The organism is Nocardia sp. NPDC046473, from assembly GCF_040645995.1.
In the GTDB taxonomy this organism is placed as follows: Bacteria; Actinomycetota; Actinomycetes; order Mycobacteriales; family Mycobacteriaceae; genus Nocardia.
On the sequence record NZ_JBEYZJ010000010.1, the window covers coordinates 126,124 to 152,912 of the forward strand.

At 66.4% G+C, this 26,789-nt stretch carries 27 protein-coding genes; 20 read left to right on the plus strand and 7 right to left on the minus strand.

Annotated elements, in window-relative coordinates; all coding sequences use genetic code 11:
- Window positions 1-110: 110 nt before the first annotated feature.
- The 3 genes from ABZ942_RS33730 (at window position 111) to ABZ942_RS33740 (ending at window position 1,844) form a co-directional block, all read left to right on the plus strand.
- Window positions 111-248, plus strand: a complete 138-nt coding sequence (locus tag ABZ942_RS33730; RefSeq protein ID WP_357389245.1) for a hypothetical protein — start codon at window positions 111-113, stop codon at window positions 246-248.
- Entirely contained in the window at window positions 248-1,447 is a 1,200-nt protein-coding gene (locus ABZ942_RS33735) for a putative sulfate exporter family transporter (protein ID WP_357389247.1), read from the plus strand. The genes ABZ942_RS33730 and ABZ942_RS33735 overlap by 1 nt, the downstream gene beginning before the upstream one ends.
- Before the next feature lie 238 nt (window positions 1,448-1,685).
- On the plus strand, window positions 1,686-1,844 hold the full coding sequence (locus tag ABZ942_RS33740; RefSeq protein WP_357389249.1) for a hypothetical protein: 159 nt from the start codon (window positions 1,686-1,688) through the stop codon (window positions 1,842-1,844).
- A 7-nt stretch (window positions 1,845-1,851) separates the two neighbouring features.
- On the opposite strand, the gene ABZ942_RS33745 is transcribed toward ABZ942_RS33740, so the two are convergent.
- On the minus strand, window positions 1,852-2,763 hold the full coding sequence (locus tag ABZ942_RS33745; protein ID WP_357389251.1) for a RecB family exonuclease: 912 nt from the start codon (window positions 2,761-2,763) through the stop codon (window positions 1,852-1,854).
- A gap of 79 nt (window positions 2,764-2,842) precedes the next feature.
- Here ABZ942_RS33745 and ABZ942_RS33750 point away from each other — a divergent pair, with 79 nt between their 5' ends.
- Window positions 2,843-3,676 carry a tRNA (adenine-N1)-methyltransferase gene (locus ABZ942_RS33750; protein ID WP_357389253.1) on the plus strand — a complete coding sequence of 278 codons (834 nt, stop codon included), beginning with the start codon at window positions 2,843-2,845 and terminating at the stop codon, window positions 3,674-3,676.
- 137 nt (window positions 3,677-3,813) lie between these two features.
- On the opposite strand, the gene ABZ942_RS33755 is transcribed toward ABZ942_RS33750, so the two are convergent.
- On the minus strand, window positions 3,814-4,323 hold the full coding sequence (locus ABZ942_RS33755) for a hypothetical protein (RefSeq protein ID WP_357389255.1): 510 nt from the start codon (window positions 4,321-4,323) through the stop codon (window positions 3,814-3,816).
- A gap of 179 nt (window positions 4,324-4,502) precedes the next feature.
- Here ABZ942_RS33755 and arc point away from each other — a divergent pair, with 179 nt between their 5' ends.
- Window positions 4,503-6,263, plus strand: a complete 1,761-nt coding sequence (arc, locus tag ABZ942_RS33760; protein ID WP_357389257.1) for a proteasome ATPase — start codon at window positions 4,503-4,505, stop codon at window positions 6,261-6,263.
- A gap of 151 nt (window positions 6,264-6,414) precedes the next feature.
- The gene (locus ABZ942_RS33765) at window positions 6,415-7,695 is read left to right on the plus strand and encodes a carboxylesterase family protein (RefSeq protein WP_357389259.1); all 1,281 of its coding nucleotides are present in this window, start codon (window positions 6,415-6,417) and stop codon (window positions 7,693-7,695) included.
- Between the two features lie 85 nt (window positions 7,696-7,780).
- On the opposite strand, the gene ABZ942_RS33770 is transcribed toward ABZ942_RS33765, so the two are convergent.
- A complete protein-coding gene (locus ABZ942_RS33770) occupies window positions 7,781-8,116 on the minus strand; it encodes a winged helix-turn-helix domain-containing protein (protein WP_357389261.1) in 336 nt (111 codons plus the stop codon).
- Between the two features lie 119 nt (window positions 8,117-8,235).
- Here ABZ942_RS33770 and ABZ942_RS33775 point away from each other — a divergent pair, with 119 nt between their 5' ends.
- Complete coding sequence (locus tag ABZ942_RS33775) at window positions 8,236-9,387, plus strand: FAD-dependent monooxygenase (protein WP_357389263.1); 1,152 nt, start codon at window positions 8,236-8,238, stop codon at window positions 9,385-9,387.
- 282 nt (window positions 9,388-9,669) lie between these two features.
- Complete coding sequence (locus tag ABZ942_RS33780) at window positions 9,670-10,131, plus strand: hypothetical protein (protein ID WP_357389265.1); 462 nt, start codon at window positions 9,670-9,672, stop codon at window positions 10,129-10,131.
- 124 nt (window positions 10,132-10,255) lie between these two features.
- Here ABZ942_RS33780 and ABZ942_RS33785 read toward each other — a convergent pair whose 3' ends face one another.
- On the minus strand, window positions 10,256-10,663 hold the full coding sequence (locus tag ABZ942_RS33785) for a hypothetical protein (protein ID WP_357389267.1): 408 nt from the start codon (window positions 10,661-10,663) through the stop codon (window positions 10,256-10,258).
- The gene (locus ABZ942_RS33790; RefSeq protein ID WP_357389269.1) at window positions 10,660-11,130 is read right to left on the minus strand and encodes a TnsA-like heteromeric transposase endonuclease subunit; all 471 of its coding nucleotides are present in this window, start codon (window positions 11,128-11,130) and stop codon (window positions 10,660-10,662) included. Before ABZ942_RS33790 ends, ABZ942_RS33785 begins: the two co-directional genes overlap by 4 nt.
- 25 nt (window positions 11,131-11,155) lie before the next feature.
- Between ABZ942_RS33790 and ABZ942_RS33795 the strand changes: the two genes are divergently transcribed.
- From ABZ942_RS33795 to ABZ942_RS33810, 4 genes are all read left to right on the plus strand, one after another.
- Window positions 11,156-11,791, plus strand: a complete 636-nt coding sequence (locus ABZ942_RS33795; protein ID WP_357389271.1) for a TetR/AcrR family transcriptional regulator — start codon at window positions 11,156-11,158, stop codon at window positions 11,789-11,791.
- Window positions 11,784-13,298: a glycosyltransferase family 39 protein gene (locus tag ABZ942_RS33800; RefSeq protein WP_357389273.1), complete on the plus strand. Its 1,515-nt coding sequence runs from the start codon at window positions 11,784-11,786 to the stop codon at window positions 13,296-13,298. Before ABZ942_RS33795 ends, ABZ942_RS33800 begins: the two co-directional genes overlap by 8 nt.
- 112 nt (window positions 13,299-13,410) lie before the next feature.
- Entirely contained in the window at window positions 13,411-14,157 is a 747-nt protein-coding gene (locus ABZ942_RS33805) for a methyltransferase domain-containing protein (RefSeq protein WP_357389275.1), read from the plus strand.
- A 356-nt stretch (window positions 14,158-14,513) separates the two neighbouring features.
- Complete coding sequence (locus ABZ942_RS33810) at window positions 14,514-16,259, plus strand: CocE/NonD family hydrolase (RefSeq protein ID WP_357389277.1); 1,746 nt, start codon at window positions 14,514-14,516, stop codon at window positions 16,257-16,259.
- Between the two features lie 49 nt (window positions 16,260-16,308).
- On the opposite strand, the gene ABZ942_RS33815 is transcribed toward ABZ942_RS33810, so the two are convergent.
- A complete protein-coding gene (locus ABZ942_RS33815) occupies window positions 16,309-17,040 on the minus strand; it encodes a peptidylprolyl isomerase (RefSeq protein ID WP_357389279.1) in 732 nt (243 codons plus the stop codon).
- Between the two features lie 286 nt (window positions 17,041-17,326).
- Here ABZ942_RS33815 and ABZ942_RS33820 point away from each other — a divergent pair, with 286 nt between their 5' ends.
- Window positions 17,327-17,503, plus strand: a complete 177-nt coding sequence (locus ABZ942_RS33820) for a hypothetical protein (protein ID WP_357389281.1) — start codon at window positions 17,327-17,329, stop codon at window positions 17,501-17,503.
- On the opposite strand, the gene ABZ942_RS33825 is transcribed toward ABZ942_RS33820, so the two are convergent.
- On the minus strand, window positions 17,479-18,891 hold the full coding sequence (locus tag ABZ942_RS33825) for an aminotransferase class I/II-fold pyridoxal phosphate-dependent enzyme (RefSeq protein WP_357389283.1): 1,413 nt from the start codon (window positions 18,889-18,891) through the stop codon (window positions 17,479-17,481). The two genes, ABZ942_RS33820 and ABZ942_RS33825, sit on opposite strands and share 25 nt — an antisense overlap.
- Before the next feature lie 544 nt (window positions 18,892-19,435).
- Here ABZ942_RS33825 and ABZ942_RS33830 point away from each other — a divergent pair.
- The 7 genes from ABZ942_RS33830 to ABZ942_RS33860 all read left to right on the plus strand — a co-directional run bounded on the left by ABZ942_RS33830 (window position 19,436) and on the right by ABZ942_RS33860 (window position 26,784).
- Window positions 19,436-20,272: a nitrilase-related carbon-nitrogen hydrolase gene (locus ABZ942_RS33830; RefSeq protein ID WP_357389285.1), complete on the plus strand. Its 837-nt coding sequence runs from the start codon at window positions 19,436-19,438 to the stop codon at window positions 20,270-20,272.
- Between the two features lie 14 nt (window positions 20,273-20,286).
- On the plus strand, window positions 20,287-21,708 hold the full coding sequence (hydA, locus tag ABZ942_RS33835) for a dihydropyrimidinase (RefSeq protein WP_357389287.1): 1,422 nt from the start codon (window positions 20,287-20,289) through the stop codon (window positions 21,706-21,708).
- 39 nt (window positions 21,709-21,747) lie between these two features.
- Window positions 21,748-22,782: a TIGR03842 family LLM class F420-dependent oxidoreductase gene (locus ABZ942_RS33840; protein ID WP_357389289.1), complete on the plus strand. Its 1,035-nt coding sequence runs from the start codon at window positions 21,748-21,750 to the stop codon at window positions 22,780-22,782.
- A gap of 106 nt (window positions 22,783-22,888) precedes the next feature.
- Window positions 22,889-23,776 (plus strand): ABC transporter permease subunit, encoded by an 888-nt coding sequence (locus tag ABZ942_RS33845; protein ID WP_357389291.1) that lies wholly within the window; start codon window positions 22,889-22,891, stop codon window positions 23,774-23,776.
- A gap of 184 nt (window positions 23,777-23,960) precedes the next feature.
- Complete coding sequence (locus ABZ942_RS33850) at window positions 23,961-24,857, plus strand: ABC transporter ATP-binding protein (protein WP_357389293.1); 897 nt, start codon at window positions 23,961-23,963, stop codon at window positions 24,855-24,857.
- On the plus strand, window positions 24,857-25,645 hold the full coding sequence (locus ABZ942_RS33855; RefSeq protein ID WP_357389295.1) for an ABC transporter permease subunit: 789 nt from the start codon (window positions 24,857-24,859) through the stop codon (window positions 25,643-25,645). Before ABZ942_RS33850 ends, ABZ942_RS33855 begins: the two co-directional genes overlap by 1 nt.
- Complete coding sequence (locus ABZ942_RS33860; RefSeq protein ID WP_357389298.1) at window positions 25,642-26,784, plus strand: ABC transporter substrate-binding protein; 1,143 nt, start codon at window positions 25,642-25,644, stop codon at window positions 26,782-26,784. Before ABZ942_RS33855 ends, ABZ942_RS33860 begins: the two co-directional genes overlap by 4 nt.
- The last annotated feature ends 5 nt before the right edge of the window (window positions 26,785-26,789 follow it).

Consider the following 26,789-nt stretch of genomic DNA (forward strand, 5'->3'; position numbering starts at 1 on the left):
CTGTTTTGTCTTATATGCGTGAATAATTCACGCTGAACGCAACAGGTGTGCCTGGTGACCGGGTGTTGCTACCGTGCGGCCTCTCGATGAGGAACGCAAGGAGCACACCCGTGTCACAGACATCACCCGAGCAACGTTCGGGGAGCAGCACATTCGCCTGGAGTGAGGACTGGCTGGCGGCGGTCGCCGGGCTGGCGCTGATCGCGCTGGTCCTGGTCGGCGCGATTCCGGATTCGCTGGTGCCGTGATGCCGGATACCGAAGCGCACGAAGGTGATTCGCCGGAGGGCAGCGTTGCCACCGAAACCGGTACGAACGCCGACACTTCGGATCAGGTCAAGTCGGAAACGGCGGCACTGCAGGCGGTCTCACGGCCGACGGTGGGCGCGATCGTGGCCGGAATCGTGGTCGTCATCGCGCTCGGCGCGCTGACCCGTTTCTTCGACACCCACGTCCCGCAGTGGGCGGCGGACACGCCGTTCAAGCGGGTGGCCAAGTCGATCGAATTCCCGGTGTACGCCATCGCGATCGGCCTCGTCGGCAACGTCATCCTGTCCAAACTCGCCCTGCGCGACCGGCTTTCGGCCGGGTTCCGCACCGAGTTCTTCATCAAGACCGGCGTGGTACTGCTCGGCGCCTCGATCAATCTGAAGATCCTGGTGACCGCGGCGGGTCCGTCGATCCTGCAGGCGCTGCTGCTGATCACCGCGGTGTTCGGGTTCACCTGGTGGCTGGGCGGGCGGCTCGGGCTCGACGACAAGCTGCGCGCGCTGCTGTCCTCGGCGGTGTCCATCTGCGGCGTCAGCGCGGCCATCGCGGCGGCAGGCGCGGTGCAGGCCAAGCGCGAGCAGATCGCCTACGCGGCCTCGCTGGTGATCATCTTCGCGCTGCCGTCGATCTTCGTACTGCCCTGGCTCGCCGACGTTTTCGGGCTGTCCGACGCGGTCGCCGGCGCTTGGATCGGCGGCAATATCGATACCACGGCGGCGGTCGCGGCCTCGGGCGCCATCGCGGGGGAGAAGGCGCTGCAGATCGCCACCATCGTGAAGACCACGCAGAACGCGCTGATCGGCATCGTCGCGATCGCGTTGACGGCGTACTTCACCCTGAAGGTGGAACGCGGCGCGGGTGCGGTTCGGCCCTCGGCGCGGCAGTTCTGGGAGCGGTTCCCGAAGTTCGTGCTCGGCTTCGTCGCCGCCTCGGTGATCGGCACGCTCTACCTGCAGTCCGCCGACAAGAAGTCCGGCGCCGCGCACATTCTCATCATCAATGACCTGCGCACCTGGTTCCTGATCTTCGCGTTCGTCTCCATCGGGCTGGAGTTCTCGCTGCGCGGCCTGCGTGAAGCCGGATGGCGGCCGATCGTCGTCTTCGGTTCGGCGGTGGTGGTCAACCTCGCTGTCGGACTGGGCCTTTCCATCCTGCTGTTCCACAACTTCACCCTCTGAGCGCAGTGCTCACATTGCCGCCGCGCGCGTTGTAGTCTGCTGCGCACGAAATTGTTGGCGACTCCGTGCGCAGCACGAGGAATTGTGCGCGGCGGTGGGGCTCGGCGGTGTATTCCGCGAGTCTTCACGAAAACTTCATGGTGTGTCGGTGACACTGTGCGATGTGTCGGGCGATATACACACGGAGAACGTCGGGGCGCCGCTACGGGCCCCCGGACGGACGCAGGGAAGGACGTCGATGACGACGGAGGCCGAACAGGTCAGCCGATGGCTGCGCATTCGGAACGTACTGATCGTGGCCGGTGACGTGGTGGGGGTTGTGGTGCTGATCGCCGCGGTGGCGATCATCGGATCCCATGGCACGTCACTGGATTTCATCCTGGGAACCGGTCGATAGGGCTCGATCAGTCCCCGACCGCGTCCGCCAGGGTCTCGTCCGGCGACTCGCCGGTCCCGCCGACCGGCCAGCCCGGGTAAGGCGGTGGCGTGCCACCGAATTCGGGGCAGAGCGGTTTGTAGTCGCAATAGGAGCAGAGCCAACTGGTGTTCGGCTGGAAGTCGCCGGTGCGACCCGCCTCCAGGATGGCCGCCCACAGCGCGGACAGCGTGCGTTCGAAGCGGACCAGCTCCTCCTCGTCGGGGGCATAGGTGAGTATCTGCTCGTCGGCCAGGTAGATCAGCCGCAGCTGGGTCGGCACGATGCCACGGGTGCGCAGCACCACCAGCGCGTAGAACTTCAGCTGGAACAGCGCCCGGGTCTCCTGGGTGGGTCCGGGGGCGCGGCCGGTCTTGTAATCGACCACCCGTAACTGTCCGGTCGGCGCCACATCGATCCGATCGACGAAGCCGCGCAACAGAACTCCGTCGTCGAGCTCCACCTCCACTCGCGCCTCGCGCGACTCCGGATCGAAGCCTGTCGGATCCTCCAGCCGGTAGTACGCCTGCACCAGCGCGCCCACCTCGCCGAGGAAACCGTCCAGCTCGGCCTCGGTGATCAGCTCGGTCACCTCGGGCCACTCGGCCGCCACCCGAGCCCAGGCCGGCACGATCAGCCCCGCTGCCCGCTGCGGCTCCCGCTGCACCGCGGGCAGCCCGTACAGGTCCTCCAGCACCGCGTGCACCACCGTGCCGCGCAGCGCGTTGCGATTCGGCGGCTCGGGGATCCGATCGATGGCCCGGAGCCGGTACTTCAGCGGGCACTGCTTGAAATCCATTGCCCGCGAAGGCGACAGCGCCGGGCGCGACCGACTCGCCGCCGCACCGGCATCGGACGCTTGCGCGCCGTCGGTAGGGGGCGTGGACACGGGCGAGCTCATACCTGGCAGGCTATCCGGCGGCACCGACACGCCGGTGTTCGACTATTCAGAGCACTGCTCTGCCAGCGAACGGAGATTCATGACGGCCAGACGGACCGGGCCATTCACCCTCGGTGACCGGGTACAGCTGACCGATGCCAAAGGTCGCCTGTACACGGTGGTCTTGGAGGAGGGCAAGGAGTTCCACACCCATCGGGGCGGGATCAAGCACGACAGCTTGATCGGTGCCGACGAGGGCACCGTGGTGAACTCCACCAACGGCACCCCGTATCTGGCCTTGCGCCCGTTGCTGGTCGACTATGTGCTGTCGATGCCGCGCGGCGCCGCCGTGATCTACCCGAAAGACGCCGCGCAGATCGTGCACGAGGGCGACATGTTCCCCGGCGCGCGGGTGCTGGAGGCCGGCGCGGGCTCCGGCGCGCTGACATGTTCGCTGTTGCGTGCCGTCGGGCCGCAGGGCGAGGTGGTCTCGTACGAAATCCGCCAGGATCACGCCGATCACGCGATCCGCAACGTCGAAACCTTCTATGGCGAACGTCCGGCTAACTGGTCGCTTACCGTCGGGGACGTAGCCGATTACGAGGGCGAACCGGTCGATCGCGCCGTGCTGGACATGCTCGCGCCGTGGGACGCGCTACCCGCAGTGGCCAAGGCGCTGGTCCCCGGCGGCGTGCTGATCATCTACGTGGCAACCGTCACCCAGCTGTCCAAGGTGGTGGAGGCGCTGCGCGAACAGGAGTGCTGGACCGAACCGCGCTCCTGGGAATCGATCGTGCGCGGCTGGCACGTGGTCGGCCTCGCGGTGCGCCCCGAACATCGCATGCAGGGCCACACGGCGTTCCTGGTGAGCGCACGCAGGCTCGCCGAGGGCACGGTGACCCCCAAGCCGCAGCGCAGGCCTTCGAAGGGCTGACAAGCAAACCCACCGAAGGCGCCCGTCAGCCCGTCAGCCCGACCGAAGGCCCCCTTCGCTCGGCATCCCGCCAGCCGAGCGCACCGACCGAAGGCGCCCTTCAGCAGGCTGGACGGGCGGAAGGTCGCCTTCGGTGGTCAGGCGGGGACGCAGGGGGCTTGCGCGAAGCCGAGGAGGAGGCAGCCGCTGACGTCGGACAGTTTCCAGGTGCCGTTGACGTTCTCCCAGCTGATGGGCACTGCGGGGGCGGCGCCGTGTGGGGAGTTGATGGTCACCTGTGCGGTCGCGGTGTTGCCTTGTGTTGTGACATCCGCCACTGTGTAGGTCAGCGCGTAACCCGTCAGCCCCTTGTTCATCTGATCGATGTTCGCCGTGCGCTTTTCGCCATCGACGATCAGCTTGGCCTTGTCCGCCGTGGGTACCGCCGGATCGGACAATGTGACCAGCACCGCCTGCAGCGTCTCCGGGGTCGGCGCGCCCGCGGTGGCGGTCGGCGCGGCGCTGGTCGAGGCCGCTGTGCTGGAGGAAGAGACTTTGGCATCCGATTTGTTGTCATCAGAGCTACAGCCGACCAGCCCGGCGGTAACGGCGAGGGCGGCGGCAGCGGTAGCAAGAGAAACACGGAGGGTTCTGGCGGGAAGGAGCATCTTCAGCAACCTTTCGGCTCGGTCGGCGAGCGGGCTCACCGAGTGCGGGTTAGGGCAGGCTAACATGGTCATCCGGCGGTCGATCGCAGCCCAGATGTGATCACGACGAAACCATGTCGGAAAGCGAGAACGGTTCGCGCCCGGTAGCGTTGATAGACCGGGACTGGGAGGAGCAGCACATGAGCCCCATCGAGAATTCGGATTCGGCGGCCTGGAGAGAGCTCGAGGCGGTACGCGCCGAAGCGGCTGCACTCCGCAGGCAACTCGCCGATTCGCCGGATCGTGCACGGGAATTGGAAGCCCGCATCGATTCGCTGACGATTCGCAACACCAAGCTGATGGACACACTCAAGGAAGCGCGCCAGCAGCTCGTCGCCTTGCGTGAGGAAGTCGATCGGCTCGGTCAGCCGCCGAGCGGATACGGGATCCTGATCGGCGTGTACGACGATCAGACCGTCGACGTGTTCACTTCGGGTCGCAAGATGAGATTGACGTGTTCACCGAACATCGAGACCTCGACCCTCGAATACGGTCAGACCGTCCGGCTCAACGAGGCACTCACGGTCGTCGAGGCCGGAGTGTTCGACGCGATCGGCGAGATCGGCACCCTGCGGGAGATCCTCGATGACGGCCGTCGTGCCCTCGTCGTCGGTCATGCCGACGAGGAACGCGTGGTCTGGCTGGCGGGTCCGCTGGCCAAGGTCGCCGAGTACGACGACATGGACGACCCGGACTCCCCGATTCGTAAACTGCGCCCAGGTGATTCGCTGCTGGTGGACACCAAGGCCGGGTTCGCGTTCGAGCGCATTCCCAAGGCCGAGGTCGAAGACCTTGTGCTGGAAGAGGTTCCGGACGTCGACTACACCGACATCGGCGGTCTCGGTCGGCAGATCGAGCAGATCCGGGACGCGGTGGAGCTGCCCTTCCTGCACAAGGACCTGTTCCGCGAGTACGCGCTGCGCCCGCCCAAGGGTGTGCTGCTCTACGGTCCGCCCGGGTGCGGTAAGACGCTCATCGCCAAGGCGGTGGCCAACTCGCTGGCCAAGAAGATCGCCGAGGCGCGCGGTGAGGATGCCAAGGAAGCCAAGTCGTTCTTCCTGAACATCAAGGGCCCCGAACTGCTCAACAAGTTCGTCGGCGAGACCGAGCGTCACATTCGGATCATCTTCCAGCGGGCTCGCGAGAAGGCGTCCGAAGGTACGCCGGTGATCGTGTTCTTCGACGAGATGGATTCCATCTTCCGCACCCGTGGTTCGGGCGTGTCCTCCGATGTGGAGACCACGGTCGTGCCGCAGCTGCTGTCGGAGATCGACGGCGTCGAGGGCCTCGAGAACGTCATCGTGATCGGTGCCTCCAACCGCGAGGACATGATCGACCCCGCGATCCTGCGGCCCGGCCGCCTGGACGTGAAGATCAAGATCGAGCGGCCGGATGCGGAATCGGCACAGGACATCTTCTCCAAGTACCTCACGGAGACGCTGCCCCTGCACGCCGACGACCTCGCCGAGTTCGGCGGCGACAAGCTGCTGTGCGTCCAGGCGATGATCGAGCGGGTCGTCGACCGGATGTACGCCGAAAGTGAGGACAACCGCTTCCTGGAGGTCACCTACGCCAACGGTGACAAGGAAGTCCTGTACTTCAAGGACTTCAACTCCGGCGCCATGATCCAGAACATCGTGGACCGCTCCAAGAAGTACGCCATCAAGTCCGTCCTCGACACCGGCAACCCCGGCCTGCGGCTGCAGCATCTCTACGATTCGATCCAGGACGAGTTCTCCGAGAACGAGGACCTGCCCAACACGACGAATCCAGATGACTGGGCCCGCATCTCGGGCAAGAAGGGCGAGCGGATCGTCTACATCCGCACGCTGGTCACCGGCAAGAACGCCAGTGCGAGCAGGGCGATCGACACCGAGTCCAGCACGGGTCAGTACCTGTAGGTTTCAGTACGAGGGGCCGCGCTTCCATTGGGGGCGCGGCTTTCTCGTGTGGTTGGTTAGTTTCAGTACGAAAGGCCGCGCTTCCGCTGGGGGCGTGGCCTTTTTGTGTGGTTGGTGGCTCGGTGGGCCGGGGCGGGGCAGACTCGGACGCATGACCAGTGAGATTGAGCAGTCGGCCGTAGTCGAGACCGGTGTGGGGAAGGTGCGTGGTGTTGTCGAGGGGGCGGTGACGGCCTATCGGGGTATTCCGTACGCGCGGGCCGCGCGGTTCGGTAAGCCGGAGCCGGTTCCGGCGTGGACCGGCGTTCGGGAGGCGACCGAATTCGGTCCGGCGGCACCGCAATTGGCGTCCCGGCTGGCGCGGGTGATGGGGGACTTCGAGATTCCGCAGGGGGAGGATTGTCTGTCGCTGAATGTGTGGGCGCCGCCGGGGGACGGGCATCCGGTGCTGGTGTTTCTGCACGGCGGTGGATTCTCCAGTGGCGCAGGCAGTCTCGGGTGGTACGACGGGGCGGAGTTCGCGGCGCTGGGGGACGTGGTGGTGGTGACCGTGAACTATCGCCTCGGCGTGTTCGGGTACCTGCGGCTGCCCGGCGTGAGCGACGGGAACTTGGGGCTGCTCGATCAGATCGCCGCGTTCACCTGGGTGCGCGAGAACATCGCGGCGTTCGGTGGTGACCCCGGCCGGGTGACGGCCGCCGGCCAGTCGGCGGGTGCGATATCGCTGGTGGCGATGCTGTCGGGTGAGCAGGGGAGCGGGCTGTTCCAGCAGGCCATTCTGCAGAGCACGCCGCTCGGCATGGTGCCTGACACTCCGGAAGATGCGGCGCAGACCGGGGGAAAGTTGTTGCAGGAGTTGGGCATCCAAGCCGAACAGCTCGCGGCGGTACCGGTTGCCGAGCTGCTGGCCGCGCAGTCCGCGGTCGCGAGTCGAGCGCAGTCCGGGATCATCCCACCGTTCCAGTTCACGGGTGACGGGACGCTGGTCGCCGCCGACCTGGCGGGCACGGTGGGCCGGCGCAGCACCATGCCGATTCTGCTGGGTACGACCAGGGATGAGGCGGCGGCGTTCTTCTCCGACGACTGGAACGCCATGGAGCAGGCCACCGAGCAGGGGTTCGGCGGACCGACCCGGCGGCTCGGGGCGGAGCTCAGCGAGCGCGGTGTCGCGCCGTGGCTGTATCGGTTCGACTGGCAGCCGGATGGCAGCCCATTCGGGGCGTGCCACTGCCTCGAGCTGCCGTTCTTGCTCGGCAATGCGGAAGCCTGGCGGGACGCGCCGATGCTGCGAGGTGAGCGTCCACAGCGGCTGGTCGATGAGATGCGCCGCAGCTGGATCGGTTTCGTCAAGGACGGGGATCCGGGGTGGCGTGCCGAAGCACGTTATTTGTCACCGGCGGCCCGGGCTGATCGGGTTCATGTATTCGAGTGAGTGGTCGCATCGGGCGCAGCTGGGCGGAACTCGTCGGGCCAGAGCCGGTGGAGGACGGCTGGGCTGGATCTCGGCGACTGGCTGTTCAGCGAGGGTCAGTACCGTCCTGATGTTCGGCTTCCAGGAGTGCGAGCAGTCCGGGAAACCTGCTCTCCACGTCCGTGCGTCGTAGGCAGATGCCCTTGCGGTTGCCGTAGTCGATCTCGTCGATGAGGCCTGCTTCGCGCAGGACCCGGAAGTGGTGGGTCTGGGTCTGCTTCGAGATCGGGAGATCGAACGAGTTACAGCCTCGCTCGCTGTCGGTGCGGTCGGCGGCCAACTTCGTCATCACCGAACGACGGTGCTCGTCCGCGAGAGCGCGCAGCACCACGCCCAGCTCGAGCGCATCGACCGCTGGACCGACCAGGTTCGTTCCGGCCACGGACACCTCCTTCAGGTACGTCTTGCATCGTACCTTAGTGGCATGTTCTACTCGAGTACGAAATTGATCGTACCTAGACGGCCGGGAATGTGGTCGTCGGCGCTCCGAGAGGTCTTGTCATGAAGAAGCCCCAGGTGCTGATAGTCGGTGCCGGAATCGCCGGGCCCGCGCTCGCGTACTGGCTCGCCCGGAATGGCTACCGGCCGACCGTCGTCGAGCATGCCCGGCAGCTGCGCTCCGGTGGCAGCGCGATCGTCGTGAAGGGGCCCGCGATACCGGTCGCCGAGCGTATGGGCATCCTGCCGCAGCTGCGCGAGCTCGCCACCCGCAATCGGTCGCTGACCCTGCTCGACCCGGACGGCAAACGAGTCCTGCGACTTCCCTCCTCCTCGGCAGGGTCGCCGACGGTCGAGGTGACCCGGGCCGACCTGTCCGAGGTACTCCACCGCTCGGCGCGGGGCGATGCCGAGTTCGTGTTCGACGACACGGTCACCGGGCTCGATCAGGACGAAGGCGGAGTCGACGTCACCTTTCGGCGGTCCGCGCCACGGCGTTTCGACTTGGTGGTCGGTACCGATGGGATGCACTCCACCGTACGGCGTCTGGTGTTCGGGCCCGAGCGGCAGTTCGTGCGCGACCTGGGTCTATACGGCGCGACCGTCCCGCTGGAACCCGACGCCATCGACGACCCGAGCGACCTGACGATGCTGACCGTGCCGAACCGGATGCTGGTCGTCCACCCCTCGCGCACCACGCCGCTCGCGATCTTCACCTTCCGGGCCGCACAGCCGGCGCCCCACGACCGCAAAAACATCGCTCTCCACAAGCAAGCCGTGGCCGACGCGTACGCCGACGTGCGGTGGCGGGCACCGGAACTCGTGGCGGCGTACCTCGACCACCCGGCCCCGTTCTTCGACCCCCTGACGACCGTCCGGATGCCCTCGTGGTCCCGCGGACGGGTCGTACTGCTCGGGGACGCGGCGGCGGCCACCGCCCTACTGGGCGACGGGTCCAGCATGGCGATGGCGGGAGCGTATGCCCTCGCGGACGAACTCGCCGCCCACCACGGCGATCACGCTCGCGCCTTCGCCGCCTACGAGTCGCGCCTGCGCCGCGAAGTGCGACCGCGGCAGCGACGCGTCGCCCTGCTCGCCAGACTCATGGTGCCCAGCACCCGACCAGGCCTCGCGCTACGCAACACGGTGGGCCGCGCGGTCGGTCGCACGAACCGGATCACCTCTCGCGAAACCGTAAGCGGAAAGACCGGGTAGCAGTCGGCCGCGACACCCCGGCCCAGGACCGCGTTGTCCCTCATCGGCCGCACTTCTCGGCACTGTAGGTTTCGGCCATAGTTGGCGTCCTTGTTGGTTTCTACTTGCGTGAACCATGGGTTTCCCATGGACATGTCGGCGACTTGTTCCCATTGGTTTGTCGCTTTCCTAGCGCTGGAGTGGTCCTGCAGCGACCTGATGACGATCCGGGTGGAGCGGAACCTGCCCGTCGACTCCGTGCCCCGCCCGAGTGCGCATTGACCTAGGGCTCGGTTGGCGTGATTGACTGCTGTCGTTCTGTATCCGCAGGTCGAGATGCTCGCAGCCAGAGGAGGTGGCCTGACGATGGAAACAGTCCGATTTGACTCACTCTTGGAGATCGAGACTGCGTTCCGGGCGATGGTGATGTTCAAGTTCAGCGGCAGCGGCGAGGCAGAGATCTTTCTGGGGAGCCCGGTCATGGCGAGCGCCTTGGAATCTATGCTCGCGGCTATTGTCGACGGCTGGAACGCCGCCGGGTATGCCGGAAAAGCCACGGGCTGGCGCGACTGGTACGCCTTGTCGCATGTCAAGAGCCGCGACGAACAGATCTCGAAATATCTTGTGACACATCCGAAGTGGGGATCGTTGTCCAGAACCGACAGACTGGATTGGCTTCGAGTTGTAGCCGCACCGTATTGGCTTGACGAGGCGGGCGTCGCGCGCTTCGATCCACTGATAGGAGAAACACAACCGTTGGCATAGCAGACAACCACCTTGGGGCCGTCAAACTCGCGAACCCACGCGCCATCACTTTCGATCAGCAACGTCGCACCGGCGACGGTCTCCGTGCACGCCGTCACGCCATCATGCAGGTTGCCCAGCACGGTCACCTCCCGCCATCGGGTGTGGCCGTTAACTCGCCAGCCTTGGCCGTGCACCGCGCCGTCAACGACTCACCCGCCGAATACTGCGGCCGCGGTTCACCTTCAGCTGCGGCCTGGGCGTAGCCGGACCGATAGCCGCTGAGCACCTCCCGGATATGCCCGCCCCGTTCGGCGGCCTGTTCCCGCTCCGCGGGTGTGAGCCCTTCGAGCACCAGAGCTGGGTCGTCATCGCGCTCGACAGGAACCAAACTCCGTGCCCGCGCGACAACTTCGGCGACAGTGAAACTCTCATAACGCCCGTCGGCGTAGGACACGAGCACCTTCCGGCCGTCGAATTCGACAACCCGCGCCGCTTCGCCATCGATCAGCAGGGCCGCGCCCACCGCGACTGTCACTGTCCGCGCGCTCATGCCAGCACCTCCGCCGACCGCGCATCCGTCGACACGACGGTCGAGGCGCTCAGACTCCGCGTCAAATCAGCTGACAGCCACGACCGCCACAACAGATGCAAGATCACCGGGCGGATCACCCACCGTGGCGCCGATCGCGCCAAACTCCGCACCAATACACCGAATTCGACAGGCTCGCTCGCGGCCGCCATCACCGCTTCGGCCAGTTCCGCAGCGACCGTCACCGCGCGCCGATAACCGGCCAGGAGCCGCACGTTGGCCCGCGGCACCGGATCGCAACCAGACCAGACCTCGAACACGAGACCGTGTGCCTCGCAGACCCGTCGTGTCCACGCGAACTGAGCGGCAACCTTCGGATCGGTGAGGCGAGAAGCCGACTTCACATCCACGACCGTGATCGCGCCGTCGGAGTGGGCCAGCAACAGATCCGGGACGTGCCGGCGCACCCGCACGTGGTCGAGGCTCACTGGCTGATCGTGCTAATATTTGGCCGTGCGGTCAGAAAATGGTACGGGCGGCCAGCAACGGTCGTTTATCGAAGAGGCGCGGCGGCGGCAGATCATCGCGTCCGCAGTGGAGGTGATCTCCGAGGTCGGGTACGGGAACGCGTCGCTGGCGCGGATCGCCAAGCATGCCGGGATCTCCAAAGGGGTCATCTCCTACCACTTCGCCGGCAAAGACGATCTGATGACACAGCTGGTCGTTCAGTTGTATGTGTCGGGCGCCGAACACATCGGGCCGAAGGTCGCTGCGGCGGTCGGGCCGCGAAACATGTTGCTGGCCTACATCGAATCGAATCTCGCGTTCATCGCCGCGAACACGAACTACGTCGCGGCGCTGATGGATGTGGTGCTGAATCTGCGCGATACGGACGGCAGGCCGAAGTTCGCCTCGGCCGACGGGGAGCGGGAAATCATCGTGCCGCTGGTCGACATCATGCAGGAAGGTCAGCGCACCGGGGACTTCGGCGAGTTCGATGCTTTGGTGATGGCGAAGTCCATCCGCGATGCGATCGATGGCACGGCCGGGCGGGCGATCAGGGAACCGGATTTCGACATGGACGGATACGCGGCGCACATGTGCCGGTTATTCGATTTGGCTACGCGAAAGGTGGGGGAAAATGACTGACACTGCGACAACCCAAGTGCGGCAACCAGATACGGCCGAGGGGCAGCCGCCGTTCGCGCTCGCCGGAGTAGGCGCCATCGCGATCGTGTCCGCGATCGCGCTACTGGCTTCGGCGGGCCGCTACGGATTCTTCGGCGACGAACTGTATTTCATCTCCGCGGGTCGCAGGCTCGCGGTCAGTTACGCCGATCAGGGCCCGCTGCTGCCCGCGATCGCCCGGCTGATGGATCTCATCGCGCCGGAATCGCTTGTGGCACAGCGTATTCCGGCGCTGCTGGTCACGGTCGCCGCAGTGCTGATCAGTGCGCAGATCGCCAGGGAATTCGGCGGAGCACGAAACGCGCAGCTGCTGACGGCAACCGCTTACGCCACTTCGCCTTTCCTGCTGGTGCAGGGAACTCAGTTGGCCACCAACACCGTCGACACCGCGCTGTGGGTGTTGATCAGCTGGCTGCTCATCCGCTGGGTGCGCACTCGCCGCGACGCGCTGCTGCTGTGGGCGTCGCTGGCCACCGCCCTGGATATGCAGGTCAAGTGGTTGATCCCGTTCTTCTGGATAGCGATCGCAATCGGCGTCGCGTGCTACGGCCCGCGCGACCTGTTCCGCCGTCCCGCACTGTGGTTGGGCGCGGGCCTGGTTGTTCTCGTGACGCTGCCGAGCCTGATCTGGCAGGCCTCCCATGATTGGCCGCAGCTGCGGCTCGGCGCGGTGGTCGCCGAGGAACAAGCCACCATCGGCGGCCGCTACACCTGGCTGCCGCTGGCCATCGCCGCCGCCGGAGTGCTCGGCGGGCTGCTGCTGGTCTACGGAATCGTGGTCCTCTTCCGCTGGGAACCGTTGCGCCAGTACCGATTCCTCGCCTTGCTGCCACTGCTGCTCACCGTCGCCTTCATCGTCACCGACGGCAGGCCGTACTACGCCGCAGGCTGCTACGCCGCGATCTTCGCCGCGGGCGCGGTGCGCTGGACCGAGAAAACGGGTCGCCTGCGCACCATCGTCACCAGCACGCTGATCGTCATATCCGTTGCCCTCGCGGCATTTACGATGCCCTGGCAGCCCGAGTCCAGTATCGAGCCCGCGACCAGCGAGGCCGACGCGGGCCTGGCGATCGGCGTCTACGGCAAATTCGGCTGGCCCGAACTCGCCGCCGCCGCGGCAACCGCCTACCAATCCCTCCCTGCGGCCGACCGCGCCAACGTCGCCATCATCACCGACTCCTACTGGCAGGCAAGCGCACTCGACGTCCTCGGCACCAACCTCCCCGCCGTCTACAGCCCCAACCGCGGCTTCGGCTACTTCGGCACCCCACCCGACACCGCAACCACCATCCTCTGGATAGGCAACAACGAATCCGACCTCAGCCCACTGTTCGCTTCGGTAACCCCCGTCGGCCGCGCAGACGCCCGCCTGGGCTTCCCCGGCTCCACCCGCGACGTCACCATCTGGCGCTGCGACAACCCCCGCGCCCCCTGGTCCCAAACCTGGCCAGGTCTGCTGAAGCTGTGAGGAAGCATCCGCGAGGTGGAGTCGTGAGCCTGGGCTCATGCCGCAGGGTTGGGTCAGGGGCTGAGCCGGAAATGAGGTGGCGGAGACGCCGAGTCTTTGACACTGTTCGACCATGGTCGACAGAGCTTTCGGCGAGACACGGTTGGCGGCGGTGTATGACCGGTTCAATCCCTGGGAAGCGCGGGGGGACTTCACGTTCTATCTGCCGCTGATCATGGACGCGCGGTCGGTGCTCGACATCGGTTGTGGGACTGGCGAACTGCTGCGGCGGGCTCGGGGAGCGGGACATTGCGGGTGGTTGTGTGGGGTGGATCCGGCAGTCGGGATGCTGGAAGTTGCACGGGCGCAAGAGGATATCGAGTGGGTACTCGGTGACGCCAGTGCGCTGCGCGGCCGGGGGCAGCAGTTCGAGTTGGTGGTGATGACTGGGCATGCGTTTCAGGTACTGGTCGGTGATGCGGAATTGTCGTCGACGTTGGCGGTGATCGCGTCGGTGTTGGCCGATGGCGGGTGCTTTGCGTTCGAGACGCGCAATCCGCTTGTGCGGGAATGGGAGACGTGGGATCAGCGGTATTCCGATGTGGTGTCGGATGCGGAGGGGGCGGTGGTGCGTTGCGTGTGCCGCGTTATGGAGCCGGTCGAAGGTGACCTGGTGTCGTTCACGCACACGTTCACCTGTGACCGGTGGGAGCAGGCCGAGGTGAGTCACAGCACGCTGCGGTTTCTCGACCAGGATGCATTGGGCGCGTTCCTGTCCGATGCGGGATTGGTTGTCGTGGAGCAATTCGGGGATTGGGATCGCAGCCCGGTGACGGCCACCAGTCCGGAGATCATCACCGTCGCCCGGCGAGGTGAATGACGGCGCTCCGGTGTCCGATTCGTTCAAGACCAACCGCTGTACGCATTCATGGGACGTTTGCTACTGGATCTTGATAACATTTGCTCGACAGAGGCGTTCGAACAGCAACGCGTCGAGTGTCCGGTAGCGCCTCTCCTGGGAGGTGTGTCAGCTTGTCTGGTCACGGAATTGGCATCGGTCGCTTGCTCACCGCGGTGTTGTGCGTGGGGGTGTTGGTCGGCGGGTGTACGTCGAGCTCCGATACGAATAGCGCGTCGAGTACGCAGACGCCGGCGCCGGGACAGGCGGGGGCCTGGCCGCCGTCCGAGGGGCGGGGAAAATGCGAGGTCGACAAACAGACCGACGTTCCCGCGGCCATGCGGGACGGGACGGTGCTGCGGGCGGATGTGTACCGCCCCAAGACCACTGATCCGGTCCCCGTCGTCCTGATGCGCACCCAGTACGGGAAAACCTCTGCGCAGATTCAACCTTCGCGCTATCAGACTCCGGACTGGTTCGCCTCGCAATGCTATCTGGTTGTGATTCAAGACATTCGGGGCCTCGGCAAGTCGGACGGCGTCTTCACCGAGTTCGACAACGACATGCGCGACGGCTACGACAGCGTCGAGTGGGCGGCCCAATTGCCCGGCACCAACGGCAAAGTGGGCATGTACGGCTCGTCCTACATCGGCGCGACCCAGTGGCTCGCCGCGGTCGAGACCCCGCCGCATCTGGCCGCCATCGTCCCGGCCAACACCGCGTCCGACTACTACGACGGCTGGACCTACGAGGGCGGCCAATTCCGGCTCGGTTTCGTCGAGCCGTGGGCGATGGGCACGATCGGGCTGGAAGCGGCCGAGCAGCGCCACGACACCGCCGCGGTGAACCAGATCCGAGCCGCCATGCAGAACGTCACCCAGTGGATGAATTTCCGTCCGTACAAAGACTTTCCGCCGATGCAGCCGGGCAATCCCGCGGTCGCGCCGTGGTACTTCGACTGGATCCACAACTCGACCTACAACGACTCGTGGAAGAACCGGAGCATCCGCGAGCGGTACCAGAACGTGAAGGTGCCGGTGCTCGACATGGAGGGCTGGTACGACGCGTTCCTGTCCGGCGGCATCGAGAACTTCACCGGCATGGTCGACAAAGGCGGCACGCCGGAAGCTCGGCAGAATCAGCGATTGGTGATCGGCCCGTGGGACCACCTCGGCTGGGGTCGGCCGACCTCGACCATCGCGCCCCGGCTCGACCAACTCGGACCGGTCGGCAACAGCCCGATCAACGAGCTGATGCTGGCCTGGTACGACCACTTCCTCAAGGGCGTGGACAACGGCGTCGCGGGCACCCCACGGGTCGACTACTACGTGATGGGCGCGAACAGGTGGAAGTCGGCACCGAGCTGGCCGCTGCCGCAAACTCAGTGGGAGACTTACTATTTCAACGGCGGCGGCGCGAACAGCACTGCGGGGCGCACCGGCAAACTGGTCGAGCAGGCGCCGACCGGACCGGCCGACGCCGACCACTATCTCTACGACCCGACCGACCCGGCGCCCAGCGTCGGCGGCCATTCCTGCTGTGGCGTCGGCACCGGACCGCAGGGACCGTTCGATCAGGCCGCCGTCGAACAGCGCTCGGACGTACTGACTTACGATACCGAACCGCTCAGCGCCGACACCGAACTCACCGGCCCGACCACGGTGAAACTCTGGGCCTCCTCGACCGCACCCGATACCGACTTCGTCGCCCGCCTGGAAGTGCTTGCGCCGGATGGTTCTTCGGTCAACCTCAACAACGGCATCATTCGCGCCGCATTCCGTGACTCGCTCACCGACCCCACGCCGATCGTGCCCGGCCAGCCCTACCAGTTCACCATCAAGATCTGGCCGACCAGCTACCAGTTCAAAAAGGGCGATCGCATCCGAATCTCGGTGTCCAGCAGCGACTATCCGCAATATGCGCCGAACCCCAACACCGGCGAACCCTTCGGCGAAAGCACCCGCACCGAACAGGCCACCCAAACCATCTACAAGGACCCCGAACACCCGTCCTCGGTGACCATCCCCGTAATCCCTTCTGGCAACAACGGCTCCACCACGTTCGACCTCACCCCGCACAAGTGATACGACAATGGCGGCGTCGAGGACGCCGCCATTGTCTCGAGGGGAGGGGCTAGTTCTTGAAGGTTTCGACCTTGTTGAGGACGACGTCGTCACGCGGCGCGCCGTCCGGGCCACCGTCCCTGGTGCCCGCGGCGGCGACGGACTGGAGCACGTCCAGGCCGCCGGTGATCCGCCCGAACGGGGTGTAGCTCGGCGGCAGCGGGCTGTCCTTGTAGACCAGGAAGAACTGGCTGCCGTTGGTGTTCGGGCCCGCGTTCGCCATCGCGACGGTGCCCGCCGGATAGGTGGCGCCGGCGAGGTTCTCGTCGGCGATCTGGTAGCCGGGGCCGCCGGTGCCGGTGGCCGTCGGGTCGCCACACTGCAGGACGAAGATGCCGTTGGTGGTGATCCGGTGGCATTTGGTGTGGTTGAAGTACTGCTCGTTGGACAGGAACGCGAACGAGTTGACCGTCTGCGGCGCCCTCGGGTCCAGCGCGATATCGATTGCCCCGCAGGTGGTGTCGAGCTTCGCGGAGTAGGTGGCGCCGGGCTCGGTGGCCGGGCCGGGAGCCGGGTAGTCGTTGCGGGATGTCACCGCGCCTTCGGCGGGCGCATTGCACTGTGCGGCCTGCTGCTGGGTGCGCAGATCGAAGGTATTCGCCGAAACACCGCCGGACGCGAACGCCGCGAGCGCCGCGGCAACCGCCGCGACACCGACCACGCGTAGCACTCCGCGCGGCACCCCGAACCGCCACCCTCGCTTGCCGTACCCGAACTGCCGCCCCTGCACTTCGCTGCTCACCGCTAGGAATCTCCTTCGATCGGATTGCGCACCGGCTGATGCCGTGCCGAATCATTCCATCTCCCCGCCGTCAGCGTGCCGGGACGGCCTCGATCTCTGCGAATTCCACACATCGGCAGGTAAATCGGGGTACTTCGCATAACTCACGGGTTCTTTGCCCCATCGATAGATGTCCGTGGGCTATCGGATCCGGCGGAACAGCGCTGACACCTCGACGACAGATGTCTCTGGGCTATGTAGTGGCGGGCGCGACGTGTGTGAGTTCACGCTTCGAATTCGCGCGGCGATGCCGACTCGCAGCTGGGGCGACGCCAAGGTGCGCAAGCAGTTCCGCGGCCGGATCGGGTTGCCGCAGCGTCAGCAGATGGTTCGGGGCAAGCCGGCGGGTTTCAGTCCGGTCGCCCGGACAGCACTGTGCAGGGCGGTGCCCGAACAAGCTCAGGCGCGGCGGATGCGGCGGTAGGTGGGGACGGCGGTGGTGGCGGCGGCGAGTTCGGTGGCGAGCCAGTCGAGGTCGTTGTCGGTGAGGGAGGAGATGGTGATGCGGAGGTGGTCGGTGGGTGGGGGATCGCCGACGATGAAGGGGCCGCCGGGGGCGGCTTTGATGCCTGCGGCGGCGAGGGAGATCATGGCGGCGTTTTCGTCGGCGACGGGGAGCCACAGGTTGATGCCGTCGCCGCGCAGGACGGTGATGCCGCGGCGGGCCAGGGCGCGCCGGAGTTCGGCTGAGCGCCTGCGGTATTCGGCGCGGGCGGTGGTGACGGCGTGGCCGGCGGTTTCGTCGTCGAGCATGCTCAGCAGCACGCGTTGGAGGAGTCGGCTGGTCCAGCCGGCGCCGAGCATGCGGCGTTCGATGACCGGGTCGAGCAGGTCGGCGGGGCCGCCCGCGACGGCTAGGCGGAGGTCCGCGCCGTGAGATTTGGAGTAGGAGCGGATGTGGACGGTGCGGCGGGGGAGGCGGCTGCCGAGGGAACGGAGTGGGGCGGCGGCGATTCCGGCGGAGTGGTCGTCCTCGATGACGAGAGTGCCTGCGTCGAGCAGGATGTCGGACAGTTCGCGGATGCGGCGCGCGGTGAGGGAGACGCCGGTGGGGTTCTGGCCGCGCGGTTGCACGATGAGCGCGCTGGCGTTGTAGTCGGTGATGGCGCGAGCGAGTTCGTCTGGTAGCAAACCTGATTCGTCCATCCGGACGGGGATTGGCCGGGCGCCGAGACCGGCGAGCAGGTCGAGAAACGGTGGGAAACAGGGATCTTCGACCGCCACCGCGTCACCGAGCCGGACGTGTGCCGACAGGAGCCGGTCGACGGCGTCCAGAGCGCCGTCGAGGACGGCGATCCGTTCCGCACGAAACGGCCAGTCGGCCCGGACTTTCGCGGCCAGTTCCGGCAATACCGCCTCGCCGAGGTAGTCGGCGGCAAGGTCGCTGGCCCCATCGCGGGTTAGATCGCGTAGTGCGGCACCGAGATCGGGCAGCAGCTCGGGATCGGGTGTGCCACGGGACAGATCGATCCGAAAAGCGCTGTAGGAGGGCGGATGTAGCCGCTGATAACGACCTACGGCAGTAGCGGCCCTGGTGGCAACGGGCGCACCGACAAAGGTCCCCGCCCGTCCGCGCGCGACGATCACCCCTGCCGCCGCAAGCGCCCGCCAAGCCTGATTCACCGTAGCGGGCGATACCTTCAATTCACGAGCAACCTCGCGAACGGTCGGCAGCCTGGCCCCTGGCGCCAACGCCCCCGAACGAATCTGCCGACTCACCGCCGCCGCAATCCCCGCCGGTGTCCGATCATCCACCTCCGCAACGAACTGCCCCACCCCGTTCACCGCCTCCGTCGTCCGCTCAACCGTCACAACCCCACCCCCCTCACCCACACGATCTGCACCCTCTCTTGGGATCTGCACTCGCAATAGGGCCCTATTGCGAGTGCAGATCCCAAGAGAGAGTGCAGGAATTCTGTTCCAGCGCGCGGTGTGCAGTCGGCTGGGGCCGTGCCTCGCGGGTGCTCGGCTGCGGCGATCCGACTCGACGGCAGCCGTACCCAGTCCGGGGATTTGCGCTTGCTCTGGGCGCTTACAAGGGGTGCAGATCTCAAGAAGGGGTGCGAGGGTCGGGCATCGACACGCGGCGTGCGCCTGGTGTGCTCGCGGAGGACTGCGTCGTGCGAGTAGTGGACCCCGCCCCGGGCGGCCGCGCCGCTGCTCACCCGCGACCGCCGGTCGGCGCGCGCAGGCGTCGTACGCATGGCCGCTGTGCCTCCGATTCGCTCGCTCACACCGTCATTCTGCGTCGGGTGTGGCGCCGGAACTACGACCAGAATCAAGGTTTACGGCTACGAAACTGTTTCCGCAATCTTGTAACACAACCGAATTGGTTCGGAGTGAAGTATAACAAAGCATGGGAATCGTTCGAGCCGCGCTCGTCCAGACGAACTGGACCGGCGACAAAGAGTCCATGATCAAAGCGCACGAGGATTACGCCCGTCAGGCGGCCGCGCAGGGCGCGAAGGTGATCTGCTTCCAGGAGCTGTTCTACGGCCCGTATTTCTGCCAGTTGCAGGACGCGAAGTTCTACGAGTACGCGGAGTCGGTGCCGGGCCCGACGACGGAGCGATTCGCCGCGCTGGCAAGGGAATTGGGCATGGTGATGGTCCTGCCGGTGTACGAACAGGAGCAGCCGGGCCTGCTCTACAACACCGCGGCGGTGATCGACGCCGACGGCAGCTACCTCGGCAAATACCGTAAGCACCACATTCCGCACGTCAACGGCTTCTGGGAGAAGTTCTACTTCCGGCCGGGCAATCTGGGCTGGCCGGTGTTCGACACCGCGGTCGGCAAGGTCGGCGTCTATATCTGCTACGACCGGCATTTCCCGGAGGGCTGGCGCGCGCTCGGCCTGGCCGGCGCGGAAATCGTATTCAACCCGTCCGCGACCTCGCGCGGCCTGTCCGGCTACCTGTGGAAGCTGGAGCAGCCCGCCTCGGCTGTGGCCAACGAGTACTACATCGGCGCGATCAACCGGGTCGGCATCGAGGAGTACGGCGACGACGACTTCTATGGCACCAGCTACTTCGTCGACCCCGAGGGCAAGTTCGTCGGCGAGGTCGCCTCGGACACCGACCCCGAGCTGGTGATCCGCGACCTGGACCTGGACCTGATCAAGACGGTGCGCGACCGGTGGGCCTTCTATCGCGACCGCCGCCCGGACGCCTATGGTCCGCTGGTGGCTCCCTGAGGCCGGGCGATCACATGACACTGACCTTCATCCATGGCGGCACGGTGGTCTCGGCCACCGGATCGCAACTGCTCGACGTGCTGGTGGACGGCGAAACCATTGTCGCCGTACTACAACCCGGCTCGACCGCCCTCGGCGCGGACCTCACCGCGACTGCCGAGGTGGTCATCGACGCGACCGGCAAATACGTGATTCCCGGTGGCGTGGACGGACATACGCACATGCAGATGCCGTTCGGCGGCACCGAGGCGTCCGACACCTTCGAGACCGGCACCCGCGCCGCCGCCTGGGGCGGCACCACGACGATCGTCGACTTCGTGGTCCAGACGCCGGGAGAGCGGTTACAGGACACGCTCGGCGCCTGGCATCAGAAGGCGGCGGGCAAGTGCGCGATCGACTACGGCTTCCACCAGATCATCGGTGAGGTCAACGACGAATCCCTCAAGGGCATGAGCGAACTGGTGTCCGAGGGCGTCACCAGCTTCAAGCTGTTCATGGCCTACCCCGGTGTCTTCTACTCCACCGACGGCCAGATCCTGCGCGCCATGCAGTCGGCGGGCGATCTGGGCGCGCTGCTGATGATGCACGCGGAGAACGGGATCGCCATCGACGTGCTCGTCGAGCAATCTATCGCGCGCGGTGACACCGCTCCGTACTTCCACGGCACCAGTCGCCCGTGGCAGATGGAGGAGGAAGCCACTCATCGCGCAATTATGTTGGCGCAGTTGACCGGTGCGCCGCTCTACGTGGTGCATGTATCGGCGAAGCAGGCGTTGGAACAGATCGCGACCGCACGGGGCAACGGCCAGAACGTCTTCGGTGAAACCTGCCCGCAGTATCTGTACCTCTCGCTCGAAGAGCAGTTGGGCGCACCGGGTTTCGAGGGTGCCAAGTGGGTGTGCTCGACGCCGCTGCGGTCCAGGGCCGAGGGGCATCAGGACGAGCTGTGGCGCTACCTGCGCACCGGCGACGTGACGACGGTCAGCACCGACCACTGCCCGTTCTGCATGAAGGACCAGAAGGAAATGGGCATCGGCGATTTCAGCAAGATCCCGAACGGGATCGGCGGCGTCGAGCACCGGATGGACCTGATGTTCCAGGGCGTCAAGAGCGGTCAGATCTCTCTCGAGCGCTGGGTCGAGGTCTGCTGCACCACGCCGGCCAGGATGTTCGGCATGTACCCGCGCAAGGGCGTGATCAGTCCCGGCGCCGATGCCGACATCGTGATCTACGACCCCAACGGGCACACCAGCATCGGCCTGGGCAAGACCCACCACATGAACATGGACTACTCGGCCTACGAGGGCTTCGAGATCGACGGCCACGTCGACACCGTGCTCTCCCGCGGCCGGGTGGTCATCGACAACGGCGCGTACCTCGGCAGCGCCGGGCACGGCCGGTTCGTCAAACGCGAACTGTCGCAGAACCTGATCTGACAGCCCAGCTGTCGCCGACCTCGAAACGGAGAGTGCCGCATGGACATCGGTGTGGTGCTGCAATGCACACCCCCCGCCTCCCGGGTGGTCGAACTGGCCAGACAGGCCGAGACCCACGGGTTCTCGCACGTCTGGACATTCGACTCGCACCTGCTGTGGCAGGAGCCGTACGTCATCTACAGCCAGATCCTCGCCGCCACCAGGAAGGTCGTGGTCGGCCCGATGGTGACCAATCCGGCCACCAGGGACTGGACCGTGACCGCGTCCACCTTCGCCACGCTGAACGACATGTTCGGCAATCGCACCGTGTGCGGCATCGGCCGCGGCGATTCGGCGGTGCGCACCCTCGGCGGCAAGCCGACCACCCTGGCCACCCTGCGCGAATCCATCGAGGTGATCCGGGAACTCGGCAACGGCCGTAGCGCCAGGGTCGACGACACCATCGTGCGATTCCCGTGGGCCGCCGCCTCCCGGCTGGAGGTGTGGATGGCCGGATATGGCCCGCGCGCACTGGATCTCACCGGCGAGGTGGCCGACGGGTTCATCCTGCAGCTGGCCGACCCGGACATCACCGCATGGACCATCGCCCGGGTGCGGGCCGCCGCCGAGCGGGCGGGCCGCGACCCCGGTTCGGTGAAGATCTGTGTCGCCGCACCGGCTTACGTGACCGACGGGTCGGATGCCGCGCTGGCCCACGCCCGCGAACAGTGCCGCTGGTTCGGCGGCATGGTCGGCAACCACGTGGCCGATATCGTCGCGAAATATGGTGCGGGCAGTGATGTTCCGGCCGCGCTCACCGAGTACATCGCGGGCAGAAAGGGTTACGACTACAACCAGCACGGCCGCGCGGGCAACACGCATGCCGACTTCGTCCCCGACACTATCGTGGACCGTTTCTGCCTGCTCGGCACGCCCGACGACCAGCTGACCCGGCTGCGTGAGCTGGAGAAGCTCGGCGTCGACCAGTTCGCGGTCTACCTGCAACACGACGCGAAGACCGCCACGTTGGAGGCGTACGGCGAGTCGGTGCTGCCCCGGCTGGCGCACCCGGTCACCGCGACGGAAGGCGCCTGATGACGGCGTTGATCGTGGGTGTCGTCGCGGCGGTGGCGTTGGTGCTGATCGAGTTCGGTCCGCGCCCCGTCGATGACCAGGTGGCTGCGGTGTATGTGGAGGACGAATGAGGATAGGGCCTGGAACGGCCCGCGTCGGTTACGCGGTCGCTGTTCTGGTGCTGGTGCTCGCGCTCTGGGAGTTGGTGAAACTCGTTGTCCCGGAACGCGGTGTGAGCATCGGTGAGCAGCGAATCCTGCCGCGCACCGGAGATGGCGCGCTGCCGCATGTGTGGTCGGTCGTCACGGTGCTCGGCGAGCGGGACAGTTCCGGCACTGTCGGCCAAACCTTGCTCAGGACAGCGGGATTCACCTTCGGACTGGCCATGCTCGCGCTATTCATCGGCACCGTTGTCGGGGTCGCGCTGGCGATTCTCATGCAGCGCTTCGCCTGGGTCGAACGCGGACTGTTGCCCTACATCATTGTCTCGCAAACGGTTCCGCTGATCGCGCTGGCTCCGCTGGTGGCCGGATGGGGCGGCAAGATCGTGATCGCGGGCGAGCCGTGGCGGCCGTGGATGAGCATCGCGGTGATCGCGTCGTACCTGGCGTTCTTCCCGGTGGCGGTCGGCATGCTGCGCGGCCTGCAGGCGCCGTCGAAGGCGTCGGTCGAACTGCTGCACAGCTATTCGGCCAGCTGGTGGGAAACATTGGTGCACTTGCGTTTTCCCTCGGCTGTCCCACATCTTTTGCCCGCCTTGCGCTTGGCGGCCGCCGCCTCGGTGATCGGTGCGGTGGTCGCGGAGATCTCCACCGGCACCGCGGGTGGCATCGGCCGCCAGATCATCGTTTTCGCCCAGCAAGCCACCGGCGACGCCTCGCGGCTCTACGCGGCAGTGCTGGCCGCCGCCCTGCTCGGTGTCGCGGTCACCGCCGTCGTCGGCCTCGCCGAACTGGCCCTGCGCCGCTACAGCCGGCCAGCGGGCGCGGCGCGCTCGCCGGGCGGAGCCTCATGAACCACCGTGCCGCTACGGCGGGTCCCGGACCGGCGCATCGTGACGACCGTCCGCCCAGATGGTTCTGTTCGTTCGATGCGGGCCGCCGGCTGATCGCGGCTCGGGTACGCGGGGCCGCAGCTGCGTCCGCGCACTGCTACGACCGTCCGCCGCGTGCGGCGGGCTGCTTTCCAGGAGGTATCCGTTGACCGCCAAAGCACGACCGGCCGTCGCCACGGCGACATCGGGCCCGGATTCGGCGGAGCAGGTGGGTGCTGTCGAACTCGCCGAGCCGACCGCCGAACGCATCGCCGCGGTGGAACTCGCGGGGGTGGGCAAGATCTACGCCGCAGGCTCGGTCACCGCATTGTCGGATGTCTCGCTGACCGTCGCCGCCGGTGAATTCGTCTCGCTCATCGGACCTTCCGGCTGCGGTAAGTCGACCCTGCTGCGCATCATCGCCGACCTGGAGCAGCCGACCGGCGGCACCGTCACGGTGCACGGCAAGACCGCGCGGCGCGCGCGGATCGACCAGGACTACGGCATCGCCTTCCAGCAGTCCGGACTGCTGGACTGGCGCACGGTGCAGGCGAATGTCGAACTGCCTCTGGAGCTGCACAAGGTGCCGAAGAGCGAACGCCGCGCGCGCAGTGCGGAATTGCTCGAGATGGCCGGGCTGGCCGACTTCGCCAAGCGCTATCCCGCCGAACTGTCCGGCGGCATGCAGCAGCGCGTCGCGATCGTGCGGGCGCTGGCACCGAAGCCGTCGCTGCTGCTGATGGACGAACCGTTCGGTGCGCTGGACGAGATGACCCGCGAGCGGATGCAGGGTGAGCTGCTGCGGATCGCGGGGGAGACCGAGGCCGCCGTGGTCTTCGTGACGCACTCGATTCCGGAGGCGGTGTTCCTGTCCGACCGGGTGGTGGTCATGTCGCCGCGACCGGGGCGGATCACCGAGATCGTGCCGACCGGTGGTTGGGGCAGACGCGACGCCGCCGAGGCGGGCGACGATGTGCGGTCCAGCCCAGCGTTTTTCGAGGCGGTGGCCGCGGTGCGCGAGGCGCTGCGCGGTGGTCACGGCGATACCGGCGGGTCGGTGTGATGACATCATGGAGAACGGCACTGCCGTGGCGAACAGTGGTGCCGCCGTTGGTGTTCGGCATCGGTGGGCTCGCGCTGTGGCAGGTGCTGACCGTCGTCGCCGGGGTGCCGTCGTTTCTGCTGCCCGCGCCCACCGCGATCGCGAGCGAGTTCACCGAGAACTTCGGCCGCATCGCCGACGCGGCGACCGCCACCGGGACCAATGCGCTGATCGGCCTGCTGGTCGGCGCGGTGCTCGGCATCGTCGCCGCGATGCTGGCCGTCCGGTTCCATCTGGTCGAGGGACTGCTGACGCCACTGTCGGCCGCCGCGGCCGCCGTGCCGATCGTTGCCCTTGCGCCCCTGCTGAATTCGATGTATTCGACCACCACGGACGCCCCGCGCCGGATGGTCGTCACCATCGTCGTGTTCTTCCCGATGTTCGTCAGCACGGCCCGCGGCCTGCGGCAGGTCCCGCAGGTCCACACCGACCTGATGACCTCGTACGCGGCGGGCGGCTGGCAGATCACCCGCACCGTCCGGCTACCCGCGGCGCTGCCGTACCTGTTCACCGGCCTGCGCATCGCGGCACCGGGCGCGGTGATCGCGGCCATCATCGCCGAATACTTCGGCGGGCTGCAGAACGGCCTCGGCAGCCGCATCACCTCCGCCGCCGCCAACACCGCCTACCCCAGGGCGTGGGCTTACGTGGCGGGCGCCGTGCTCGTCGGCCTGCTGTTCCTGGCCGCCGTCCTCTTACTCGAACAACTCACCCGTAGACCCCGCACCACCCTCTGGAGATCTAGATGACGAAGTCCACCAAGCGATTCCGCACCTGTGTGGCGCTCGCCGCGCTGGTCGCGGCCGCGCTCACCGGTTGCAGCACCACCGACAACTCCTCCGGCACCACGGCCGACGGACTCACCAAGGTGCGCCTGCAGCTGCAGTGGTTCAAACAGGGACAGTTCGCGGGCTATCTGGCCGCAGTAGACCAGGGCTTCTACAAGGAACAGGGCTTGTCCGTCGAAATCCTCGACGGCGGAACGGATATCGTTCCACAGACGGTGCTCGCGCAGGGCCAGGCCGACTACGCCATCGCCTGGGTGCCGAAGGCGCTGGCCTCCCGCGAGGCGGGCGCGGGCATCACCGACGTGGCGCAGATCTTCCAGCGCTCCGGCACCAAGCAGGTGTCGTTCAAATCGGAGAACATCCCCAATGTTGCCGCGCTGCGCGGCAAGACGGTCGGAAACTGGGGCTACGGCAATGAATTCGAGCTGTTCGCCGGCATGACCAAGGCGGGCATCGACCCGGCCAAGGACGTCAAGCTGGTGCAGCAGCAGTTCGACATGAACGCCTTCCTCGGCAAGGACATCGCCGCCGCGCAGGCCATGTCGTACAACGAGTACGCCCAGCTGCTGGAGACCAAGAATCCGGCCACCGGAAAGCTTTACACCGCAGATGATTTCGCCACCATCGACTGGAACAGCGAAGGCGTCGCCATGTTGCAGGACGCCATCTGGGCCAACGCCGAGAAGCTGAAGGACGCCAAATATCAGGACCAGACGGTGAAGTTCATCGCGGCCTCGCTGAAGGGCTGGATCTTCTGCCGCGACAACGTGGACAAGTGCCGCGACATCACCGTCGCCGCGGGCAGCACGCTCGGCGCGTCCCATCAGCAGTGGCAGATCAACGAGGTGAACAAGCTGATCTGGCCGTCGCCCGCTGGCATCGGCATGGTCGACAGCGCGGCCTGGGCCCGGACCGTACAGATCGCCAAAGACACCAAGAACCAAGAGGGCGCAACGGTTCTCAAGAAGGATCCCGACGCGAGCGCTTACACGAGCGACTACGTCATGAAGGCACTGGAACTGCTGATGTCCGGCGGCATCGATGTGACCGGTGCGCGCTACGCGCCGCAGCAGGTCACGCTGACCGAAGGGGGTAAGTGATTCGA

Bases quoted from the DNA above. Each gene is read 5' to 3' on its own strand.
- ABZ942_RS33735 (WP_357389247.1), top strand. From the start codon at position 248: ATGCCGGATACCGAAGCGCACGAAGGTGATTCGCCGGAGGGCAGCGTT.
- ABZ942_RS33740 (WP_357389249.1), top strand. From the start codon at position 1,686: ATGACGACGGAGGCCGAACAGGTCAGCCGATGGCTGCGCATTCGGAAC.
- ABZ942_RS33745 (WP_357389251.1), bottom strand. From the start codon at position 2,763: ATGAGCTCGCCCGTGTCCACGCCCCCTACCGACGGCGCGCAAGCGTCC.
- ABZ942_RS33750 (WP_357389253.1), top strand. From the start codon at position 2,843: ATGACGGCCAGACGGACCGGGCCATTCACCCTCGGTGACCGGGTACAG.
- ABZ942_RS33755 (WP_357389255.1), bottom strand. From the start codon at position 4,323: ATGCTCCTTCCCGCCAGAACCCTCCGTGTTTCTCTTGCTACCGCTGCC.
- arc (WP_357389257.1), top strand. From the start codon at position 4,503: ATGAGCCCCATCGAGAATTCGGATTCGGCGGCCTGGAGAGAGCTCGAG.
- ABZ942_RS33765 (WP_357389259.1), top strand. From the start codon at position 6,415: ATGACCAGTGAGATTGAGCAGTCGGCCGTAGTCGAGACCGGTGTGGGG.
- ABZ942_RS33775 (WP_357389263.1), top strand. From the start codon at position 8,236: ATGAAGAAGCCCCAGGTGCTGATAGTCGGTGCCGGAATCGCCGGGCCC.
- ABZ942_RS33785 (WP_357389267.1), bottom strand. From the start codon at position 10,663: ATGAGCGCGCGGACAGTGACAGTCGCGGTGGGCGCGGCCCTGCTGATC.
- ABZ942_RS33800 (WP_357389273.1), top strand. From the start codon at position 11,784: ATGACTGACACTGCGACAACCCAAGTGCGGCAACCAGATACGGCCGAG.
- ABZ942_RS33805 (WP_357389275.1), top strand. From the start codon at position 13,411: ATGGTCGACAGAGCTTTCGGCGAGACACGGTTGGCGGCGGTGTATGAC.
- ABZ942_RS33810 (WP_357389277.1), top strand. From the start codon at position 14,514: ATGCGGGACGGGACGGTGCTGCGGGCGGATGTGTACCGCCCCAAGACC.
- ABZ942_RS33820 (WP_357389281.1), top strand. From the start codon at position 17,327: ATGCCGACTCGCAGCTGGGGCGACGCCAAGGTGCGCAAGCAGTTCCGC.
- ABZ942_RS33830 (WP_357389285.1), top strand. From the start codon at position 19,436: ATGGGAATCGTTCGAGCCGCGCTCGTCCAGACGAACTGGACCGGCGAC.
- hydA (WP_357389287.1), top strand. From the start codon at position 20,287: ATGACACTGACCTTCATCCATGGCGGCACGGTGGTCTCGGCCACCGGA.
- ABZ942_RS33840 (WP_357389289.1), top strand. From the start codon at position 21,748: ATGGACATCGGTGTGGTGCTGCAATGCACACCCCCCGCCTCCCGGGTG.
- ABZ942_RS33845 (WP_357389291.1), top strand. From the start codon at position 22,889: ATGAGGATAGGGCCTGGAACGGCCCGCGTCGGTTACGCGGTCGCTGTT.
- ABZ942_RS33855 (WP_357389295.1), top strand. From the start codon at position 24,857: ATGACATCATGGAGAACGGCACTGCCGTGGCGAACAGTGGTGCCGCCG.
- ABZ942_RS33860 (WP_357389298.1), top strand. From the start codon at position 25,642: ATGACGAAGTCCACCAAGCGATTCCGCACCTGTGTGGCGCTCGCCGCG.